This window comes from Pseudarthrobacter sp. RHLT3-21 (assembly GCF_059383495.1).
The window spans coordinates 274269-294057 of record NZ_JBWZCI010000003.1 but is presented as its reverse complement, the minus strand read 5'-3'; the positions used below and the strand labels follow the sequence as shown (position 1 = coordinate 294057).

Sequence of the window (19789 nt, the reverse complement as noted above, 5' to 3'; positions counted from 1 at the left end):
GGGTCCGCTTAGAAGAGCTCGGACTGGCCCAGGGCAACCAGGTTGTCGTAGGAAGTCTGCAGCGCTTCCCAAACCGTGCGGCCATATAGTTCGTCCTGCTCCACCAGCAGGTACTCGGCGCCGGCAGCCTGCGCGGCCGGGATGATGGACGCGAAGTCCAGGTTGCCTTCGCCCACTTCGGCGAACTGGACAACGTTCTTGAACTCCTGCATGAAGCCCATAAAGTCGCCGGAATCCAGCAGACCCATGGCCGACTCCGGCATTTGGCCTATCCGGTAGTCCTTCAGGTGGACCATGGCCGTGCGGCCGGCGTACTTTTCCAGGGTGCGGACCGGGTCCAGGCCGCCGCGCTGGACCCAGTGCACGTCGATTTCCATGCCCATGGCCGGGGAGTTCCCTGCAATGATGTCCAGCATGTATTTGCCGTCGAACTTCGCGAACTCGATGTGGTGGTTGTGGTAGTACAGCCCCAGGCCCTGCTCCTGAAGACGCTCGGCATATTCGTTGGCCTGCTTGGCGAAGTCAATCACCGCGCCGATGGACGTCATTGCCTCGAACGGCAGCATACCGATCCGCAGCAACTTCGAGTCCAGGCTCTTTGCGTCATCCACGATCTTGTCAAAGTGCTCCGCCAGGGAATCGCCGGGCCGGCCCTTGGGGGTCTCCATGGCCACGGAAAGGGCTGCGATGTCCATGCCCAGCTCGCTGCGGGACCGGTCCAGTTCAGCGACGTTTTCCGGCGTCATCGGGATCTGGGAGATCTCGACGGCGTTGTAGCCGATGTCGCTGACCTTGCGGAGCGTTTCGAACGCCCCGATTTCGGTGAAGCTGTCCTTCAGCATCATTGCCTGTACGCCAATTTTGGCCACGTTATTCCTCCATTGTTGTTGCTGTTGAGTTAGTTCGGGCACGAGCCCTAGGCAAGGACAGCGGCCTGCTCGTTCTGCTGGCGCTGTTCTTCGAGCAGCCGGTGACGGTCGGCACGGCGCTTCTCCTGGCGGTCCGGATCCGGCACCGGGGAAGCGAGCAGCAACCGCTGCGTGTAGGGGTGCTCGGGGTTGCGCGTGACGATCTCTGCCGGCCCCTGCTCCACGATTTCTCCACGGTACATCACGGCTACACGGTGGCTGATGTGGCGGACCACGTCAAGGTCGTGGGAGACAAACAGGTAGGAGACGCCAGTGTCCTTCTGGATCTGCAGGAAGAGATCCAGGACGCGGGCCTGGGTGGACAGGTCCAATGCGCTGACCGGCTCATCACAGACGATGAGCTTGGGAGACAGCGCCAGGGCGCGGGCAATCGCCACGCGCTGGCGCTGGCCGCCGCTGAACTCGCGCGGAAGCCGGTGGATGGCGTCCGACGGGAGGCCAACCTGGTCCAGGAGCTCCTTCACGCGCTTCTTTGCTGCTGCCAGCTCCATGCCCTGCACGCCCAGGGGTTCGGCCAGAATGTCGCCGATTTCCAGGGCGGGGTTCAGTGACGTGTAGGGATCCTGGAAGACGACCTGCATGTCACGGCTGAGGACGCGCCGCTGCTTGCGGGTGGCGTGGCTGATGTCCTGGCCCTCGAAGGTGATCTTGCCGCCGCTCACCGGCGCGAGACCCAGTACAGACCGGCCCAGCGTGGTCTTACCCGACCCTGATTCGCCCACCAGGCCCAGGGTCTCACCCTGGCCGATGCTGATATTGATGTCGGTCAGGGCGCGGAATTTCTTGGCGCGGAAACCCTTGCCTGCGTAGTCCACCACCAGGTTCTCCACGCGAAGGAGTTCTTCGCGTGCCGGGGCTGATACAGCGGCGCTTGAGGCTGCAGTTTCCGTCACAGGACATTCTCCTTAGCACTTGATGACGCAGTTGAAGACGAAGCAGCTGAAACCAGCATGGTCATCGGTTCTTTGCCTTCCAGCATCGAAGCCAACAAAGTCTGGGTATAGCGTTCCTTCGGTTCGCGCAGGATCTCCCGCACGGGCCCTTCCTCCACCAGCCGGCCGTTCTGCATGACCACAACACGGTCGCAGAGGTCAGCCACAACGCCGAAGTTGTGGGTCACCAGGATGACGCCGACGCCGAGCCGGCGCTGGAGGTCGCGGATGAGGTCCAGCACATCGGCTTGGACAGTGACGTCCAGTGCCGTGGTGGGCTCATCAGCAATGATGAGGTCCGGCTCACAGCTGATGGCGCCGGCAATCAGCACACGCTGGGCCATGCCGCCGGAAACCTCGTGGGGGTAGGCCTTGAAGGTCCGCTCCGGGCTGACAATGCCTACATCGGAAAGCAGCTTCATGGCCCGCTTGGTGGCTTCCGCCTTGGAGATTCCCAGGACACGCATCATGGGTGTCACCAGTTGGTAGCCGATTGTGAAGGCCGGATCCAGGTTACTCATGGGTTCCTGCGGAATGTAGGAAATCCGCTTGCCGCGCAGCTTGGAGAGGCGGTCCTGATTGACCTTGTCCTCACCTGGAGCGACGGTGTAGTTGCCATCGAACTGGATGGCGCCGCCCACAATGCGTGCGGTGTCCGGCAGCAGGCCCAGGATGGAGAAGGCCGTCTGGGATTTACCCGAACCGGACTCGCCCACGATTCCGAGGATTTCGCCGCGGTCAACGTGGAAGGAGACGTCGTCCACTACCTTCTTGATGGAGCCGTCGGCCTGTGGGTAGCCGACGCCGAGGTTGGTCACCTTGACGAGGTGGTGTTCGGTTCCGGCCTCGACGGCGGCAATGGTCTTGCGCGCTGACTTGGTGGCGCTCGCTGCGGCAGCATCTTCGGCTTGGTGTGCCTTCTGCCGGCGGTGCTTGATCTTCTCGCCGTCTTCCAGGGCATCGCGGATGGCGTTGCCCAGCAGGACCAGGGCGCCGATGGTCAGCGCCATGGCAAACGCGGGCCAGAACAGCAGTGTCGGCGTGAGGTAGACGTTCTTGAATCCCTCGCTGAGCATCACGCCCCAGGTTGCTTTGGCGGGATCGCCCAGGCCCAGGAACTCGAGACCGGACTGGATGGCGATGGCCACGCCGGCGATCGCGGCCGTCTGGATGATGATGGGGGCCCGTACCACGGAGAAGATGTGGCGGGTGATGATACTGAGGTCTGACAGGCCGGAGACGCGGGCGGCATCGACGTAAAGCTCGTTGCGGACCGACTGCACCGCTGATCGTGTCAGGCGGAAGTAGGAAGGGCTGATCAGGACGCCGAACGCGATCATGGCAATCCATACCGACGGACCGAACGCGGCCCGGATGGTGAGGAGGACGATCAGGCCCGGGAGGCTCATCAGGATACTGACAATCCAGTTGGAGACAGCTTCAAATTTGCCGGCGTAGTAGCCGGCCACGAGGCCGGCCGGCAGGCCGATGGCAATGGCAACGGCCGCGCAAAGGAGCGCGGAGCTGAGGGTCAGCTGTGCCCCGAAGAGCAGCCGGCTCCAGACGTCACGTCCTGAGCTGTCCGTGCCCAGGATATTGACAGCGTCCGGCGCGGCGAGGGTCTTGGAGATGTTGGCGAAGTTCTCGTCGAACGGGGCCAGGACATCGGCGAAGACGGCCATCACTGCCATTGCCAGCAGAATGACGATGGCGACGATGCCGAGAGGATTCTTGAACAGGCGTTTGAGGACTGTTGACCGGACGACTGTTCCGGTCTGGCCTGACGTTCCGGGTGCGGGCGTCAGGGCTGAGGTTTCGACGGACTCGGTCACGAGGCACGCACCTTCGGGTTAAGCCAGCCGTTGAGCAGGTCAACGATGAGGTTGACCACAATGACGACGGCGACGGTGTACATAACAACGCCCATGACCACCGGCTGGTCACTCTGGGCGGTGGCGGCGACGGCAAGCGGTCCCATACCGGGCAGGGCAAAAATCTGCTCGATGATGACCACACCGCCCAGCATGCCGATCAGCTGGAGGCTGAGCACCGTCAGGCCGGCCGGAGCGGCGCTGCGCAGGACGTGCTTGAACAGGACCTCACGCTCACCGATGCCGCGGCTGCGCAGGGTGCGGACGTAATCGCGTTCGAGCTGCTTGATGACGGCGCTGCGGATCTGCTGCGCGCCGCCGGTGACGCCGTTGATCAGCAGGGCAATCACCGGAAGGGTCAGGGAAAGCACCCAGGCGTCCGCGCCGACACCGGGCGAAATAGTGCTGGTGGCGGGGAAGATGCCCATCTGGATGGCCAGGATGGTCACCAGAATGACGCCGATGACGAAGCCGGGGACAGAGTCGCCGATGATGGCGCCGATCTGGACCAGGCGGTCCACCCAGCCGCGCTTTACTGCTGCGGCGACGCCGATGAGGGTGGCGATGATGGAGATCAGGATCATGGCTGCAATCACCATGGTCATGGTCACCGGAATACGGGTGGCGAGGGCGTTGGAGACGGGTTCAGAGGTGAACCAGGATGTGCCCAGATCCCCCTGCAGGGCGCCCGTGAGCCAGCTGAAGTAGCGCGTGATGATGGGCTGGTCCAGCCCCAACTCGGCTTCCTTCACGGCCAGCTGATCCGGCGTGGCCTGGTCACCCAGGATGTTCCGCGCAATGCTGCCGCTCGATACGTAGAGCAGGGAAAAAACGAGGATCGAGACGGCGAACAGGACTACGAGTCCGCTGCCGAGGCGCTTAAGGATGAAAGTGATCATTGCTGGCTCCATTGAACTGGCATGGATTGGTTGCCAGGTCCGGCAGCCCATCGTTGGTGGTGGGCTGCCGGACCTGCGCAGGTTTTTGTGTGGCTACGTGCCCGGTATTACTTGGCGGGCGAGTAGTTGTAGATCGATGGAACGGCCTGCTGGACCTGCGGCGTGACGGTGATCTTGGAGTTGTGGTAGTACATCTGGTTGACCCGGAACATCGGGGCGAACCAGGCCTGCTCCACAACGTACTTGTTGACTTCCTGGGCCAGCTTGCCAGCGTCCTTGCCGCCCTTCTCGACTGCATCGATCTTGGCCTGCAGCTCGGGAGTGGTGTTCTTGAACGGGTTGTAGAGGGCCTTGGTGGAGATGATCTGGTTGGTGGCAACCCACGGCTCACCCTGGAAGAGGGAGAAGAACATGGTGGTGAACTTCTGGGCGGCGACATCGCTGGTGAACGTGTTGGTGATGGCGGCACCAATGTTCACGGTGATTCCAACGTCAGCCAGCTGCTGCTTGATCACTGCGAGCTGGGTTTCCCAGCCCGGAACCGACGGGATGTCGAGGACGACGCCGGTCTCGTAGCCGGCTTCCTTCAGGAGAGCCTTGGCCTTGGCCGGATCGTAGCTGTAGTAGTTCTCCAGCTCTTCGGTCCATGCACCGCTGGCCTTGCCAAACGGCTGCGACGTGGGGGTGCCCTGGCCCATCAGGACCTGGTCCAGGATGGTCTTGCGGTCAAAGGCGTAGTTGATGGCCTGGCGGACCTTGACGTTCCCCAGCGCGGGGTTCTTGGTACCGTCGCGGTCCATCAGCAGGAGACCCTGCCAGTCCACCTCGGTGGCGACCAGGTTCATCTTGGCGCCTTCAGCCTGCTTGCCGGTCTTGGGGTCCAGCAGCGTGGCGTCCACCTGGCCCGAAACGAGGGCGTTGGTGCGGGCGGTCAGGTCAATCAGGATCTTGAAGGTGACCTTCTCGAACTTCTGGAGGTCCTTGTTCCAGTAGTCCTTGCGGGCGGTGAACACCGACTGCGAGTCCTTCACTGTGGCGGCCTTGTCCATCACGTACGGGCCGGAGCCCACGGGCTCGGTCTTGATGGCGTCGGTGCCCAGCGCCTTCGGGCTCCCCATCAGGCCTGCGGCCTGGCTGAGGTAGAACTCCAGCGAGGGATCCGGGCTCTTAAGGTTCAGTTCGATCGTGTCGGCATCCACAACAGTGACGTCGGAGACGGCGGTCAGCTGTGCCATCTGCGGGCCGTTGGCCGTCTTGAAGTGGTCCAGGTTTGCCTTGGCTGCCTCAGCATCGAACTTGGCGCCATCGCTGAAGGTCACGTCGGTGCGAAGGTCCACGGTGAGCTTCGTGTTGGTGTCGTTGTACTTCCACTCCGTGGCCAGCATGGGGCTGAGCTTGCCGTCCGGTTCCCGCAGGATCAGGGAGTCGTACGCTGCCTGGTAGGGCTGGAGGAAGTGGCCCACATGGGCCTGTGCCGGGTCCCAGGAACGGATTTCCTGAACGGCGCCCAATGTCAGGGACGTTGTCTTGGCTGCTGCCGTACCGGCGCCACCCGTAGCGCCGCCGCCGCAGGCTGCCAGTGCCAGCGCTGCGCTGACGATAAAGGCGGCAGCTGCCGCCTTGGGACCTAACTTCATTGTTGGCTCCTGAATCTGTGGAACGTGAGAGTTGCGATTGGGCCGGTGTGGCGTGGGCCACACCGGCCTTCGAGATTCAGAATACGCATGATTGCCAACTTTGGCAACCGATTGTCAATATTGTTGCAAACTAGGCGACAATCGCCGTGAATGAAACGTTCTAAACTATTCAACCGGTTGCCGTGCGTAGCTCAGGAAACTTTCCCCGTCGCGTCCGGGTAGCTCTGGCGGTAAATCTCCTTGACGATTTTCAGAGATTTCTCGGCCTCTTCAGGGTTGATCCAGAACGGACCCGAGTCGCCGAGGCGGGCATAGAAATCAGCAATGAGCAGCTCGTGCGAGACACCCCAGTAGGCGCGCCCGCCGGACTCCACCACACGCTCGGGGACCACGTCCACGCGGCCGTCCGCATAAGTGACCGTCAAGTCCCCACGAAGACTGAGAGTCGCTTTTTCCGTGACAATGTCCAGCGTGACCGGCGCGTTCACGGCATTGGCCAGCGTTGCGTAGAAGGCGCTGCGCGCACCGTTGGCGTGCTGGGCAACAAACTCCGCCGTATCCTCCACCTCGATGGTTTCGCCCAGGAACCTGGTGGCCGCGTTGCCGGACAACGAAACGACGTCGCCCACCAGCCACTGCAGCAGGTCAACAGTGTGGATGGCCTGGTTCATCATGAGCCCGCCGCCGCCACCCTCCCAGGTTCCGCGCCACGGCCGGCTGCGGTAATAGTCCGCCTCCCGCTGCCACAGCACAGTCGCTGAAGCCCCTACTACCGCGCCGAGCTCACCGGAGGACAGAAGGGAATGCATGGCCTGCGCAGTGGCGTTGTAGCGGTTCTGGAAACAGACGGCGATCTTGGCAGTGGACGCTTTGGCAGCCTCCACCAGCCGGCGGCCCTCCTCGAGCGAATGCGCGAGCGGCTTTTCCACAATCACATTCACGCCACGCTCAAGGCAGTCCGCCGCAATCGAGGCGTGCATGTTGTGCGGCGTCGTAATGTGCACAACATCCGGTCCGATGGCCTCGATCAGGCTGAGGTGATCCGGGAACCCCGGGACGCCATAGGCGGCCACAGCCGCCGCAAGGCGGCCGGGATCTGAGTCACAGACCCCGGCCAGCCGCGCGCCGTCGAGCTTTGCGATTGCTTCGAAGTGAACCGCGGAAACGTCACCGCAGCCAATAACTGCGGCCGTGAGGGGGGTCACGAAAGTTCGATTCCGTTTTTGGCAGCAAGGACCGCGAAGGCGCGGGCAGCATCGCCGAAGGCAGCCGGTCCGGAGAAACCACCCAGTTCATGGTGGCTGGCGAGGTGCGGTTCAAGGGAGGCAAAGCCTGCGTAACCGTCCGCCTTCAGGGCGGCAATGGTGGCGTCCAGTTCGCCGTCGCCATGGCCGGAGGGCACAACCTCGCCCGTGGCCATGATGGCGTCCTTGACCTGGAGGTATTCGAGGTAGGGGCGGAGCATGGCGTATCCATCGGTGTAGGGCCGGACGCCAACCTGGACGAAGTTGGCGTTGTCCCAGGCGATGCGCAGTGCGGGCGAGTCGACGGACTCCATGATGTCCAGGACGCGCTGCGGCGTATCGCCGTAAATGTCCTTTTCGTTCTCGTGCAGGAGTACGACGCCGGCGCTTGCGGCTTCAGCGGCCAGTGCCCGCATGCGCGTGATGACGTCGTCGCGGATTTCTTCCGGCGTCTGGTCTTCGCCCCGGAAGAAGGAGAAGACCCGGATGTACTTGGTATCCAGGCCCTTGGCCACGGAGATGATCTGGCGAAGGCGCTCCACCTCGTGTCCCACGGGCAGGCTGATGTCCACCTTGCCGATGGGGCTGGCCACGGCGGAAACCTTCAGGCCCTTGGCGTCCAGGATTTCCTTGAGCTCGGACACCTGCTCCGGCGTCAATTCGGAGACATTGACACCCCAGGCGCTGCGTACTTCGATGTAGCTCGCGCCCAGTGCCAGCAGGACAGCGGCCTGGACGGCGGGGTCCGGATCCACTTCATCGCCGAAGCCTGAGAGCGGCCAAACGGTGCTTGCTGTTTCGGTTGTTGCTTCGGTCACGGGAATCTCCTTAGGTGTGCCCGCGACGGGACAGCCTAGGTGCCGCTCCGGCGCGCGGGTGACTCAATTCACAAAAAGTGCTGGCTTTAGTCTAGACACGCCCCCTGTCAATGACAACCGATTGCCAAATGATTGCATGCTGTGGCAATCTAGGAGCTACAGGGCTGTGGCAACCGTCACAAGCCCCCTGTCATCCCGTTCAGTGAGGAGCGCGCCATGGCGATGCAAGCAGCCGGAACAGACCGCCCTGCCACCATCCACGACATCGCCGCGATCTGCGGCGTGGCCGCATCCACCGTGTCTCGCGCACTTTCCACTCCGGACCGGGTCAACATCCGCACCCGCGCCCGCATCGAAGCGGCGGCCGCAGAGCTGAACTACACGCCGAACAGCCAGGCGAAGGCCCTGAGCTCCGGCCGCACCGGCGCCGTCGGCGTCCTGGTGCCGGACATCACCAACCCCTTCTATTTTGACCTCATCCGGGGCACCCAGCTGCAGCTCAAGGCGGCCGGCTACACCCAGCTGCTCGTGGACACGGAAGAGTCCGACGAGGTGGAGGCCTCCACCATGGAGCAGCTGCGCAAGAGCGCTGACGGAATCATCGTGGCCGCGTCCAGGCTCAGCGATGAGGCGCTGCTGGCCGCCGCCGCCAAGATTCCCATGGTGACCATCAACCGCGACGTAGCCGGAGTTCCCGCCGTCGTTATTGACACGCCGTCCGCCACCAGCCAGGCATTGGACCACCTGATTTCGCTGGGCCACACCCGCATCGCCTACATGGCCGGCCCCCTCACGTCCCAATCCAGCACTCTTCGCTGGATAGCCCTGGCGGCCGCCGCCGAGGACCGCGGCGTGGAAGTGCTCAGGCTGGGACCATTCGCCCCCAAGACACAATCAGGTGCCGCCGCAGCAGACGCGGCCGTGCACTCCGGCGTCACCGCCTGCATTGCCTTTAACGACCTCATCGCCATCGGCATGCTCCAGCGGCTGCGCGAACGTGGCATCCGGGTCCCGGAGGACATGAGTGTGGTGGGCTGCGACGACATCTTCGGCGCGGACTTCTGTAATCCCCCGCTAACAACCATGGCTTCCCCGATCGAACAGGCCGGCCGCGTGGCCGTGTCCATGCTCCTGGCCCAGCTCAACCCGCTGGCGGGCGGTGGCAGCCGCAGCCGATCGCTGATGCCCACGCACCTGACCGTCCGCGGTTCAACCGGAGCGGCACCGGGAACGCGGTAGCTCCGGGGCCCAAGCGCCCGCTCGCGCTTGTAGGCCCCAAGTGGCCGTTCGTGCGGGGGTTCTCAAGTGTCCTTTCGAGCAAAACCGTGCGAGGTTCGGGTGGACACAGTTGAGCGTTGTTGACAGCGCTGACTAGGCTGGATCACATGCGCGAACTCCAGGCCACCATCATCGAAGAAATGGGCGTGCAGCCCCGGATCGACCCCGCCGGGGAGGTGCGCAAGCGGGTGGCTTTCCTCAAGGATTACCTCCGGGCAACCCACACGAAGGGCTTTGTCCTGGGCATCTCGGGCGGGCTGGATTCATCCCTCGCCGGCAGGCTGGCCCAGCTGGCCGTGGAGGAGCTGGCGGCCGAAGGCGTGGAGGCCAACTTCGTCGCCGTCCGCCTTCCCTACGGCGTCCAGCACGATGAAGACGACGCACAGGCCGCTCTGGACTTCATCCAGGCCAAGACGGAATGGACCTTCAACATTTCCGCCGCCGTGGATGGCTTCGAGGACGAATTCGAGAAGACGGTCGGCAACGGCATCTCCGATTTCCACAAGGGAAACACCAAGGCCCGCACGCGGATGATCGCGCAGTATGCGCTGGCCGGCGAGCACAACTACCTGGTGATCGGCACCGACCACGGCGCCGAGTCCGTCACCGGCTTCTTCACCAAATTCGGCGACGGCGGCGCGGACATCCTGCCGCTGTTCGGCCTCAACAAGCGCCAGAACCGTGAACTGCTAGCGGAGCTGGGCGCCCCTGCCCGGGTCTGGGAAAAAGTACCCACCGCCGATCTCCTGGACGGCAAGCCCGGACGCACCGACGAGGACGAACTGGGCCTGAGCTATGACCAGATCGATGACTACCTCGAAGGCCGGGAGATCCCCGAAGCGGCCGCTGAGCTGATAGAGCAGAAGTACCTGCGCACGCGCCACAAGCGCACTGTTCCTGTGACGATCTTCGATACATGGTGGAAATAGGGCTGAGCCAAGGTATGCCGGGTCGGGCTGTCAGCCGAACCGGGGCACGTTGAACCCTGTCTGGACCGGTCCCGCCCGAAATACCGGCGTGTCCGTGTCAAAGTGCCCGACGACGGCCCTCGGGACATCTCAGCGGCGGCAGCCCGGGACTAGCGGCCACTCAGTGTGGAGCTGATCCGGTGGGCTTCCTCCATCAGCAGTTTGCCGAGGAACTCCTGCCGATCCGGCCGGAACCGGGGTTCGATGCCGGTGAGTGAAAGCGCGCCGACCGGCCTGCCCAGCTGGTCGAACACGGCCGCTCCCATTCCCCAGCTGCCCTCAAGCACCAGGCCGGGATTCACTGCAAAGCCATTCAGCCGGGTCCGTTCCAGATTCCTGCGCACCACGTCCACGCCGTGGCCTGCTGCGAAAGTGCCGGCGTGCTGGTCCCAGCCGGACAGGATGGCGTCCTGTTCCTCATCCGGGAGGAACGCCATGATGGCGGTCCCGGCCGAGGCCACACCCAGCGGAAACCGTACTCCCTCGTGCAGCACGAAGGAGCGTACCGGGAAGCTGCCTTCTTCCCGGAGCACACAGACCGTTTCCTGGCCCCTGCGGATGGAATAGAAGGCGCTTTCGCCGGTCTCCTCCGCCAGCCGGCGCAGGCCTGGCCGCGCCAGGTCCTCAAACGGGAAGCGGGCCGCCGCTACCGAGCCCAGCAGGAAAATCTCCGGGCCCAGGATCCAGCTTCCGCTGCGGGCATCGTGGTCCAGGAGGCCCTCAGCGGCGAGGGAGGCCAGGAGCCGGTGGACGGTGGGACGGGTCAGCCCGGACTCCCTGACCAGGCCGGAAATCGAGCTGCCCTCCGGCTTCCGGCCGACAAGCCGGAGCAGTGACGCCACGCGGCCCACTACCTGCGCCCCCTGGACTGGATTTGTCATTCAGCTCACCAATTCTCAAGAAATTCTCCACAATGTGGACGACTCAAAGTCTAGCGTCCACGCTGTGAGATATCTCCCTTGCTGGCAGAATTGCGCCGTTGACAAGCTTTCTCGGGCGCCCTAGGCTCCTTCTCTAGACCCAATGTCCACAAAGTGGATAACCCGAATGGCTCTGCACGCTCGATGACGAGGAGACGGAATGTCCAAACTTAAATCCAACGCCGCCGCTACCCTGGCGGACGTGCTCCAGGACGGCGTGACGCTCGCCGTCGGCGGATTTGGCCTGAGCGGCATCCCGGCGGACCTCATCGAGGCAGTGCGGGATTCCGGCGTGCGCGACCTGACTGTGGTGTCGAACAACATGGGCGTGGACGGCAAGGGCCTGGGCGTGCTGATCGAAGCCGGCCTGGTCCGCAAGGTGATCGCATCCTATGTCGGCGAGAACAAACTCTTCGCCGAGCAGTACCTCGCCGGCCTGCTTGAGGTGGAGTTCACCCCGCAGGGCACCCTGGCCGAGCGCCTCCGCGCCGGCGGCGCCGGCATCCCCGCCTTCTACACCAAGACCGGCGTGGGAACGCTGGTTGCGGAAGGCAAGCCGCTGGCAGAGTTCGACGGCGAAACGTACGTTCAGGAGCGCGCCATCCGCGCCGACGTCGCACTGGTCCACGCGCACACCGCGGACACGGAGGGGAACCTGATCTACCGGTACACGGCCCGGAACTTCAACCCGGTAGTGGCCACCGCCGGCCGGGTGACCATCGCCGAAGCCGAAGTCATCGTGGAGCCGGGCGCACTGGATCCGAACCACATCGTCACCCCGGGGGTGTACGTCCAGCACCTGGTCCAGGCGAGCGGCCGGGTGAAGGACATCGAACAGCGCACCGTCCGTTCCCGGGAAGCGGCACCAATCCCCGCCTGAACGTCTACCCCGGTCTGCCCCACCCCAGCGCGAACGAACACTTAAACCCCCGCAAACTTTTGAACCCCAAGAAGAACCCCATGGCCTGGACCAGGGATGAAATGGCTGCCATCGCGGCCGAGGAACTGAACGACGGCGACTACGTGAACCTGGGCATCGGCATCCCCACGCTGGTGGCCAACAACCTGCCCGACGGCGTCCGCGTGGTCCTGCAGAGCGAAAACGGCCTGCTCGGCATGGGCCCGTTCCCCTATGAGGGCGAGGAAGACGCCGACCTCATCAACGCCGGCAAGCAGACCGTCACAGTCCTGCCCGGCGGCAGCATCTTCGACTCCGCCACGTCCTTCGGGATGATCCGCGGCGGCCACGTCAAGGTCGCCATCCTGGGCGCTATGCAGGTCTCCGGCAACGGCGACCTCGCCAACTGGACCATCCCGGGCAAAATGGTCAAGGGCATGGGCGGCGCCATGGACCTCGTCGCCGGCACACCGCGCGTGGTGGTCCTGACCGAGCACAACGCCAAGGACGGCACCGCAAAGATCGTCACCGAGTGCACCCTGCCGCTCACCGGCCTGCGCTGCGTGGACCGGATCATCAGCGACCTCGCCGTTTTTGATGTGATCAAAGCGGACGACGCCGGCGGGCGGCAGCTCACGCTGACCCGCCTTGCGCCGGGGGTCACCGAGGAGGAAATCCGCGAAAAGACCGAAGCAGAGTTCAGCGTCGCCCTGGAATCAGCCCTGAATGAGCCCGCACTGAACGAATCAACCCTCGAAGGAGCCACGGCATGAGCCTCAAGGAACAGTTCGGCAAGGATGTCCTGCTCACCGGATGGGGCCACAGCAGGTTCGGCAAACTCACCGACGAGACCCTCGAGTCCCTGATCGTCCAGGTAGCCACCGCGGCCATCAGCAACGCCGGGATCGAGCCCGGCCAGATCGATGAAATCTACCTGGGCCAGTTCAACTCCGGCATGATGCCGCTGGCTTTCCCGTCCTCGCTGGCATTGCAGGTCTCGGACCAGCTGGCCAACGTCGCCGCCACGCGTGTGGAGAACGCCTGCGCCTCCGGGTCGGCCGCGTTCCAGCAGGGCACGAAGTCGCTGCTGGCCGGGACGGCGAAGACCGTGCTGGTGATCGGCGCCGAGAAGATGACGCACGCCGGCGCCGACGTTGTTGGCGCCGCCCTGCTGGGCGCTGACTACGACATGGCCGGCCAGACGTCCACCACCGGCTTTACGGGCCTGTTCGCGGACGTCGCCAAGCACTACGAAAAGCGCTACGGACCTGTTTCCGACGTGCTGGGCACCATCGCAGCCAAGAACCACCGCAACGGCGTGGATAACCCCTACGCCCAGCTCCGCAAGGACCTCGGCGAGGAATTCTGCCGCACCATCTCGGACAAGAACCCCATGGTGGCCGACCCCCTCCGCCGCACCGACTGCTCCCCCGTGTCCGACGGCGCCGCCGCCGTGGTGCTCAGCACCTCGCCAACCGGCGGGGCCGCTACGCCGGTCAGGCTGGCCGGTTTCGGCCACGCGAACGACTTCTTTCCGGCCGAACGGCGCGACCCCACCGCCTTCGCCGCCACCCGGGTGTCCTGGCAGCGCGCGCTGGGGATGGCCGGCGTCGGACTTGTTGACCTGGACTTCGCTGAGGTCCACGACTGCTTCACCATCGCCGAGCTGCTGATGTACGAGGCCATGGGACTGACCGAACCCGGCCAGGGCGCCCGCGCTTTGCAGGAAGGGTGGGTTTTCAAGGACGGAAAGATGCCCATCAACGTCTCCGGCGGACTCAAGGCCAAGGGCCACCCCGTCGGCGCCACAGGCGTATCCCAGCACGTCATCGCCGCCATGCAGCTCACCGGGACCGCCGGCGACATGCAGCTCGCCAACCCGCGCCGCGCCGCCGTCCAGAACATGGGCGGCGTAGGCATCGCCAACTACGTCAGCGTCCTCGAGGCCGTCTGAGAGGTGGGCGCCGGGGCAAGCACCGCCGTCCTGGGCTGCATTGAGGCCGTTTTCCGCTGGCACCGGCCAAACGTCGGCGTGTCCGCACCAATGTGCCCCGCGACGGTCAGGACGGAAGCCCCGGCCACAGAATCACAGGCCGGCTACTGGCCGTGGCCGCGAATCAGGTTGGCGATCTCCACAAAGCCCAGCCGTTCGGCGTTCTCCAGGGCGGTCCGCCCCTGAGGATCGCGGACGTTGGGGTCTCCACCGGCGTCGAGGAGCTGGCGCACCACGTCCTGCTGCCTGGGCCCACCATCGTTGAGCAGGATGGCCTCCTGCATGGCGGTCCAGCCCAGGTTGTTCACATGGTTCACTGGCACCCCGGCTGCCAGGAGGATGCCGACCGTCTCCACATGGCCGTGCTCGCTGGCGGGAATCAGCGCCGTCCCGCCGTAACGGTTGATGCTGGCAACGTCCGCTCCTGCGCCCAACGTCAGCTGGAGGACCTCATTGAAGCCCTCGGCCCCGGCATAGAGGAACGCGGAATCCTGGACGGCGTCCTTGGTGTTCACGTTGCCGCCGCGGCCGATGAGTTCGCCGACCAGCGCCACGTTGTTGGTCTTCGCAGCGGCGATCAGTTCCTGGTCCAGCCGGGCCTGGGCTTCGGCCGAAAGGGCCGGTGGCTTCGTGGCGTCCGATGCGGTGGAGGCAACCGGGGATGCAGCCGCTGGTGCTGAAGAACCGGACGGTGGCTGGCTGCCCGGGCTGGCCAGGACGGAAGACGGCGGCGACTCCAGCCGCTGCGGCTCTCCCGGGTTCCCCTGGCACGCAGCCAGGGAACCTGCCACTGCAACCGCCACGATGAGCATGGCCGATGCCCCGCGCGACCGGCGCCGGGTCATCATCCGCCAAGTCCTGAAGTGCCAGGTCCTGAACCGCCGCAGGGAGCCGAGCCTACTTGGCCGGGCTGGCAGCCGCAGCGGCAATGGCCTCGGCGCCGGCGGTGGCGCAGGCCTCGTCCAGATTGCCGTCGGGGGCGCCGCCCACGCCGATGCCTGCCACGGAGACACCGTTGACCTTGAGCGGGACGCCACCGGCGAGGAACAGGGTGCCGGGGAGGTCGGCAATGCTGGGCCCGTTGCCGTTGATGCGTTTGGCCAGCTCACTGGTGGGCGCACCGAAGGCGGCCGCGGTGTAGGCCTTCTGCTGCGCTGCCTGAATTGTGTGCTCGGCGGCGTTGTCCCCGCGCAGGAGCGCCTGGACGGTGCCGAACCTGTCCACCAGGGCCACCGTGACGAACGGCAGCTTGTCCGCCTGGCATTTCGCGAGGGCTGCCCGGACGGCATCGGACGAGGCGCCAACGGTGATGCGGTTCTGCGCCACGACGGTCTCCGGCGCCTGCGGGATATCAACGGCGGGTACCACGGCGGGGGCGGCGGCAGGGGCGCCCGCCTGGTTGGTACCGGCATTGGCTGCAACGGTCAGCCCTCCGGTCAGCAGCAAAGCTCCTGCGGCGGCAGCGGCTGCAATCTTGTTGGACTTCTTCACGGTGTTCTCCTTGGGTTGATGGAGCCACGTTGGCTGAATGGGGCTCACGTTGGCGGAATGCCCTGATGGGCATCGGCTCCATCCATCCTGTCCAGGCCAGCCGGAACAAACATCGGGCCTTCGGCTGCGCCCCGCTCCCCCGGAAGGCCAGCAGCATCAGCCAAAAGGCTGAGAGACCAGCAACGGCGCGGGCAATAGCATGGGAGAGGAACTCCCCTGACCTGAACCGGACCCCATGCCCTCCCCTGCCACTCCCCGTGAAACCCTGACCACCGGATCCGCCCGGCCCGCCGAACCTGCCTCGGCAACTGGCCGGTTCGGCCGGATCGACACCGCCGTCCACCTGGGCTTCGCTGTCCTGCTCGTCGCGTCGTCCGTCCGCTATGTCATGCGGCACAGTCTTCCGGACAACCTTCTCGTCCTTGGCCTGGCAGGAGCAGTGTGCGCCCTGTATGCCGTGATCGCTGTATTGGCCCGGCAGAGACGCCCGTGGGCTGTCTGGATGCTCGTGTTTGTGGCCGTCTGGGCTGTGCTGGTCATTGCCGCACCCAGCTTTGCCTGGTGTTCCTTTGCGATTTTCTTCCTGTGCCGCACCGCCTTCACTGGCGCCGTGGGCTACGTGGCGGCGGGCGCGACGGCGGCCGCCACCGCCGTCGGGCTGTTCCGGCTCAGCGACGGGACGGACCTCGCGATGCTGCTGGGGCCGCTCGCCGTGGGTGTGATGCTGACGCTGATCTATGACCGGATCGAGCACGACGCCGCGGAGCAGCGCCGTCTCCATGCCGAGGTATCGCTGGCACAGGGGCAGCTGGCGGCCAGCGAGCGCAGGGCCGGCACCATCGCCGAACGAGAGCGCGTCTCGCGCGAGATCCACGACACCGTGACGCAGGGCCTGGCCAGCAGCCTGCTGCTCCTGGAGGCCGCGGACCGTTCGTGGCCCGGCCAGGAATCACGGCAGGACCTCAACCAGGCTACTCAGCTGCTGCGCCGGAGCCTCTCCGAGACCCGCAGCCTGGTCCACGAGCTCGCCTCCCCGGGCCTCGACGCGTCGCCCCTCCCCGAGGCCCTGCGCCAGGCGGCCGCCCAGTACGTCCCGCACGCCCGGCTCCTGGTCACCGGCGAACCGAGGGATGTCCCGGCGGAAGTCCGGCACACCCTGCTGCGGGTGGCGCAGAGTGCGGCCGCGAACATCCAGCGGCACGCAAACGCCGGCACCACAACCCTGACGCTGGGGTTCCTTCCTGACTCGGTCACCCTTGACATCTACGACGACGGGACGGGCTTTGATCCCTCTGCGGCAGCACCGCCGTCGGACGCCGGAGGATACGGGCTGCGGGCCATGCGACAGCGCGTGGAGCAACTGGGCGGGGTATTCTCGGTTGAAAGCACCCCCGGCGAAGGGACCATCGTGGCCGCACAAGTGCCGGCTCGGGTGCAGTCAGCGCCATCTGCGCAGCACACCACCCGGGACGAGGCATGACCGGCATCACCGTCCTCCTGGTGGACGACCACCTGGTGGTCCGGAGCGGACTCAAGGCACTGCTGGGCACCCAGCCTGACTTTGACGTGGTGGCCGAGGCCGCCTCCGGCGAGGAAGCCCTGGAACTGGTGGAACAGCACTCCCCTGCGGTGGTGGTGATGGATCTGGCCATGGGCGCCGGAATGGACGGAATCGAGGCCATCAGGCGGCTGAGGCAGCGCAACAACCGGCAGGCCATCCTGGTGTTCACCACGTACGATTCGGACGCAGACATTGTCCGGGCGGTGGACGCTGGCGCCATGGGATATCTCCTCAAGGACGCCGCCCCGGATGAAATCTTCGCCGCAATCCGCGGAGCAGTTCAAGGGAAGAGCGTGATGAGCGCCCCGGTGGCCTCCCGGCTCTTCCAGCAGCTGCGCAATCCCGACGAGGTCCTGACACCCCGGGAGGCGGAGCTGCTGAGCCTCCTGACCGAGGGGCTCAGCAACCGGCAGTTGGGTCAGCGGCTCTTCATCTCCGAGGCCACGGTCAAGACCCATCTGGCGCATATCTATGCCAAACTCGGCGTGGAAACCCGCGCAGCTGCCATCGCAACGGCCATCCGCCGGGAGGGTATGCGCTAGCCGAGGGCAGTCAAGGCAAACACATCCCCGGAGCCGGGTGGCAGCTGACTTCGGCGGTTCGGGCGCCCGGTTCCCGGGTACCACTTCAGTAACAGCAGTGACACTCGATGACTGCAGCTATTGCACGCCCACCCCGCACCCCCTAGGTTTGAGAGAGCGGACTACAGACTCCGCGTCTGCCTGCCGTCCGAGCAGGACCAGAAAAGGGTTACAAAGGAAGTTAGCAATGGCAACAGGCACAGTTAAATGGTTCAACGCTGAAAAGGGCTTTGGCTTCATCGCTCCGGACGACGGATCCGCCGATGTTTTCGCGCACTACTCGGCAATCGCCAGCAGCGGCTACCGCTCGCTGGATGAGAACCAGAAAGTCGAATTCGATGTGACCCAAGGTCCCAAGGGCCCGCAGGCAGAGAACATTCGCCCGCTCTAAGGTTCTGATCAACTGCCCTGGCCGTGCTGCAAAGCATGGACAGGGCAGTTTTTTGTTAAGTTGTTTATTACCCGTGAATTTCTAGACGAAGGCCGATTTTCCGGTGACGGCCCGGCCCACAATCAGCGAATTGATTTCGTAGCTGCCCTCATAGGTATAGAGGATTTCGGCATCACCAAACAGCTTGCCCATTTCATAATCCGAGCTGATGCCGTTGCCGCCCAGCAGCGACCGTCCCATCGCCACTGACGCACGGGCCAGCCGGGTGCATGTGGACTTTGCCATGGCCGCCTGGGCCATCTCCAGCTTGCCGTCCGTCTGGATCCGGGCGAGCTGGGCCATCAGTGCCAGCGACGCGGTGGCGTTGCCCAGTATTTCCGCAAGTTGCTGCTGGACCAGCTGGAAGCATGCCAGTTCCTTGCCGAATTGCCTGCGTTCCAGTGCGTAGGAACGGGCGACGTCGAAGGCGGCCAGCTGAATGCCGGCACCCTGCCAGCCAACCCAGGCGCGCGAATCCCGCAGGAGGTCGTTGGCTTTGGAGAAGTCCGTGGCGCCCGGCAGCATGTTGGACGCCGGAATCCTGACGTTGTCCAGCACGATGTCCGCGTTCTGCATGATCCGCAGGCCGATCTTGTTGGCAATCTTGGTTGCCCGGTAGCCAGCGCGGTCCGTCTCCACGATGAAGCCCTTGATGTGCCCGTCCGCTGCGTCGCGCGCCCACACCAGGGCAAAGTCCGCGATGGTCCCGGAGCCGATCCAGCGTTTGGCGCCCTTGATCACCCACTCGCCGTCCTCCAGACGCGCGGATGTTTCCAGCCCGCCGGCGATGTCCGAGCCGTGCTCGGGTTCGGTCAGGGCGAAAGCGCCCAGCTGGGTAAAGGTTGTCAGGCCAGGCAGCCACCGCTGCTTCTGTTCCTCGGAACCGAGGGCATCGATCATCCCCACGATCAGTTCGTTGTGGATCCCCACCAGGGCCGACAGCGAAACGTCCGCCCTGGCCACTTCGACGTACATCAGGCCCTTGAAGAGTTTCGAGGTGCCGTCCGTCTGCAGTGCGCCGAGCCCGCGCTTGCCCAGTTCCGCCAGTAACCCGAACGGGAATTCCTCGCGGTTCCAGTAGTCAATGGATGCCTGCCGCACGGTGGACTGCAGGAACGCCCGGATTTCCAGATAGCGCACGCGCTCCGCTGCGGGCAGGAGGTCCACGATGTGCATCAGGTCTGCCTCGGCAAACGGCGGGGCGCCGGTCACAACACGCTCACGTCCTTGTGGCTGCACGCTTCACATCCCTTCGGTCTTCCAAACCCTTGGATGTCCTAGTATATTGCACAGGGACGAATCTTTAGTGATGCGCATCACTGGACGAAAGGTGTCCCCC

General features: G+C 64.7%; 19 protein-coding genes. 8 read left to right on the top strand and 11 right to left on the bottom strand.

Features of this window, described 5'->3' with window-relative positions:
• Positions 1-8: 8 nt before the first annotated feature.
• From AC50YA_RS05605 to AC50YA_RS05575, 7 genes are all read right to left on the bottom strand, one after another.
• Entirely contained in the window at positions 9-869 is an 861-nt protein-coding gene (locus AC50YA_RS05605) for a sugar phosphate isomerase/epimerase family protein (RefSeq protein WP_494981349.1), read from the bottom strand.
• Positions 870-916: 47 nt separating this feature from the next.
• Positions 917-1822: an ATP-binding cassette domain-containing protein gene (locus AC50YA_RS05600; RefSeq protein WP_494981348.1), complete on the bottom strand. Its 906-nt coding sequence runs from the start codon at positions 1820-1822 to the stop codon at positions 917-919.
• Positions 1819-3693 carry a dipeptide/oligopeptide/nickel ABC transporter permease/ATP-binding protein gene (locus tag AC50YA_RS05595; RefSeq protein ID WP_494981347.1) on the bottom strand — a complete coding sequence of 625 codons (1875 nt, stop codon included), beginning with the start codon at positions 3691-3693 and terminating at the stop codon, positions 1819-1821. The genes AC50YA_RS05600 and AC50YA_RS05595 overlap by 4 nt, the downstream gene beginning before the upstream one ends.
• On the bottom strand, positions 3690-4631 hold the full coding sequence (locus AC50YA_RS05590; RefSeq protein WP_494981346.1) for an ABC transporter permease: 942 nt from the start codon (positions 4629-4631) through the stop codon (positions 3690-3692). The genes AC50YA_RS05595 and AC50YA_RS05590 overlap by 4 nt, the downstream gene beginning before the upstream one ends.
• Before the next feature lie 107 nt (positions 4632-4738).
• Positions 4739-6268 carry an ABC transporter substrate-binding protein gene (locus AC50YA_RS05585; protein ID WP_494981345.1) on the bottom strand — a complete coding sequence of 510 codons (1530 nt, stop codon included), beginning with the start codon at positions 6266-6268 and terminating at the stop codon, positions 4739-4741.
• A 191-nt stretch (positions 6269-6459) separates the two neighbouring features.
• Positions 6460-7473 carry a Gfo/Idh/MocA family protein gene (locus tag AC50YA_RS05580; protein ID WP_494981344.1) on the bottom strand — a complete coding sequence of 338 codons (1014 nt, stop codon included), beginning with the start codon at positions 7471-7473 and terminating at the stop codon, positions 6460-6462.
• Positions 7470-8330, bottom strand: a complete 861-nt coding sequence (locus AC50YA_RS05575; protein WP_494981343.1) for a sugar phosphate isomerase/epimerase family protein — start codon at positions 8328-8330, stop codon at positions 7470-7472. Before AC50YA_RS05575 ends, AC50YA_RS05580 begins: the two co-directional genes overlap by 4 nt.
• Positions 8331-8552: 222 nt before the next feature.
• On the opposite strand from AC50YA_RS05575, the gene AC50YA_RS05570 reads away from it, so the two are divergent.
• Together AC50YA_RS05570 and nadE are read left to right on the top strand one after the other, a co-directional pair.
• Positions 8553-9569 carry a LacI family DNA-binding transcriptional regulator gene (locus tag AC50YA_RS05570; protein ID WP_494981373.1) on the top strand — a complete coding sequence of 339 codons (1017 nt, stop codon included), beginning with the start codon at positions 8553-8555 and terminating at the stop codon, positions 9567-9569.
• Positions 9570-9715: 146 nt separating this feature from the next.
• On the top strand, positions 9716-10537 hold the full coding sequence (nadE, locus tag AC50YA_RS05565; RefSeq protein WP_494981342.1) for an NAD(+) synthase: 822 nt from the start codon (positions 9716-9718) through the stop codon (positions 10535-10537).
• A gap of 149 nt (positions 10538-10686) precedes the next feature.
• On the opposite strand, the gene AC50YA_RS05560 is transcribed toward nadE, so the two are convergent.
• Positions 10687-11457 (bottom strand): IclR family transcriptional regulator, encoded by a 771-nt coding sequence (locus AC50YA_RS05560; RefSeq protein ID WP_494981341.1) that lies wholly within the window; start codon positions 11455-11457, stop codon positions 10687-10689.
• 199 nt (positions 11458-11656) lie between these two features.
• On the opposite strand from AC50YA_RS05560, the gene AC50YA_RS05555 reads away from it, so the two are divergent.
• The 3 genes from AC50YA_RS05555 to AC50YA_RS05545 all read left to right on the top strand — a co-directional run bounded on the left by AC50YA_RS05555 (position 11657) and on the right by AC50YA_RS05545 (position 14348).
• Positions 11657-12376 carry a CoA transferase subunit A gene (locus AC50YA_RS05555; protein ID WP_494981340.1) on the top strand — a complete coding sequence of 240 codons (720 nt, stop codon included), beginning with the start codon at positions 11657-11659 and terminating at the stop codon, positions 12374-12376.
• An 80-nt stretch (positions 12377-12456) separates the two neighbouring features.
• Complete coding sequence (locus AC50YA_RS05550) at positions 12457-13167, top strand: CoA transferase subunit B (protein WP_494981339.1); 711 nt, start codon at positions 12457-12459, stop codon at positions 13165-13167.
• Positions 13164-14348: an acetyl-CoA acetyltransferase gene (locus tag AC50YA_RS05545; protein ID WP_494981338.1), complete on the top strand. Its 1185-nt coding sequence runs from the start codon at positions 13164-13166 to the stop codon at positions 14346-14348. Before AC50YA_RS05550 ends, AC50YA_RS05545 begins: the two co-directional genes overlap by 4 nt.
• Positions 14349-14491: 143 nt before the next feature.
• Here the strand turns inward: AC50YA_RS05545 and AC50YA_RS05540 are convergent, their stop codons facing one another.
• Positions 14492-15235: an ankyrin repeat domain-containing protein gene (locus tag AC50YA_RS05540; RefSeq protein WP_494981337.1), complete on the bottom strand. Its 744-nt coding sequence runs from the start codon at positions 15233-15235 to the stop codon at positions 14492-14494.
• Between the two features lie 49 nt (positions 15236-15284).
• Positions 15285-15878: a GlcG/HbpS family heme-binding protein gene (locus AC50YA_RS05535; RefSeq protein ID WP_494981336.1), complete on the bottom strand. Its 594-nt coding sequence runs from the start codon at positions 15876-15878 to the stop codon at positions 15285-15287.
• 235 nt (positions 15879-16113) lie between these two features.
• Here AC50YA_RS05535 and AC50YA_RS05530 point away from each other — a divergent pair, with 235 nt between their 5' ends.
• From AC50YA_RS05530 to AC50YA_RS05520, 3 genes are all read left to right on the top strand, one after another.
• Entirely contained in the window at positions 16114-17358 is a 1245-nt protein-coding gene (locus tag AC50YA_RS05530) for a sensor histidine kinase (protein ID WP_494981335.1), read from the top strand.
• Complete coding sequence (locus AC50YA_RS05525) at positions 17355-17981, top strand: response regulator (RefSeq protein WP_494981334.1); 627 nt, start codon at positions 17355-17357, stop codon at positions 17979-17981. The genes AC50YA_RS05530 and AC50YA_RS05525 overlap by 4 nt, the downstream gene beginning before the upstream one ends.
• Before the next feature lie 226 nt (positions 17982-18207).
• A complete protein-coding gene (locus tag AC50YA_RS05520) occupies positions 18208-18411 on the top strand; it encodes a cold-shock protein (protein WP_013599688.1) in 204 nt (67 codons plus the stop codon).
• An 81-nt stretch (positions 18412-18492) separates the two neighbouring features.
• On the opposite strand, the gene AC50YA_RS05515 is transcribed toward AC50YA_RS05520, so the two are convergent.
• Entirely contained in the window at positions 18493-19626 is a 1134-nt protein-coding gene (locus AC50YA_RS05515; RefSeq protein WP_494981372.1) for an acyl-CoA dehydrogenase family protein, read from the bottom strand.
• Positions 19627-19789: the final 163 nt, after the last annotated feature.

Bases quoted from the DNA above. Each gene is read 5' to 3' on its own strand.
- AC50YA_RS05590 (WP_494981346.1), bottom strand. From the start codon at position 4,631: ATGATCACTTTCATCCTTAAGCGCCTCGGCAGCGGACTCGTAGTCCTG.
- AC50YA_RS05525 (WP_494981334.1), top strand. From the start codon at position 17,355: ATGACCGGCATCACCGTCCTCCTGGTGGACGACCACCTGGTGGTCCGG.
- AC50YA_RS05555 (WP_494981340.1), top strand. From the start codon at position 11,657: ATGTCCAAACTTAAATCCAACGCCGCCGCTACCCTGGCGGACGTGCTC.
- AC50YA_RS05550 (WP_494981339.1), top strand. From the start codon at position 12,457: ATGGCCTGGACCAGGGATGAAATGGCTGCCATCGCGGCCGAGGAACTG.
- AC50YA_RS05560 (WP_494981341.1), bottom strand. From the start codon at position 11,457: ATGACAAATCCAGTCCAGGGGGCGCAGGTAGTGGGCCGCGTGGCGTCA.
- AC50YA_RS05520 (WP_013599688.1), top strand. From the start codon at position 18,208: ATGGCAACAGGCACAGTTAAATGGTTCAACGCTGAAAAGGGCTTTGGC.
- AC50YA_RS05530 (WP_494981335.1), top strand. From the start codon at position 16,114: ATGCCCTCCCCTGCCACTCCCCGTGAAACCCTGACCACCGGATCCGCC.
- nadE (WP_494981342.1), top strand. From the start codon at position 9,716: ATGCGCGAACTCCAGGCCACCATCATCGAAGAAATGGGCGTGCAGCCC.
- AC50YA_RS05515 (WP_494981372.1), bottom strand. From the start codon at position 19,626: ATGCACATCGTGGACCTCCTGCCCGCAGCGGAGCGCGTGCGCTATCTG.
- AC50YA_RS05540 (WP_494981337.1), bottom strand. From the start codon at position 15,235: ATGATGACCCGGCGCCGGTCGCGCGGGGCATCGGCCATGCTCATCGTG.
- AC50YA_RS05585 (WP_494981345.1), bottom strand. From the start codon at position 6,268: ATGAAGTTAGGTCCCAAGGCGGCAGCTGCCGCCTTTATCGTCAGCGCA.
- AC50YA_RS05570 (WP_494981373.1), top strand. From the start codon at position 8,553: ATGCAAGCAGCCGGAACAGACCGCCCTGCCACCATCCACGACATCGCC.
- AC50YA_RS05545 (WP_494981338.1), top strand. From the start codon at position 13,164: ATGAGCCTCAAGGAACAGTTCGGCAAGGATGTCCTGCTCACCGGATGG.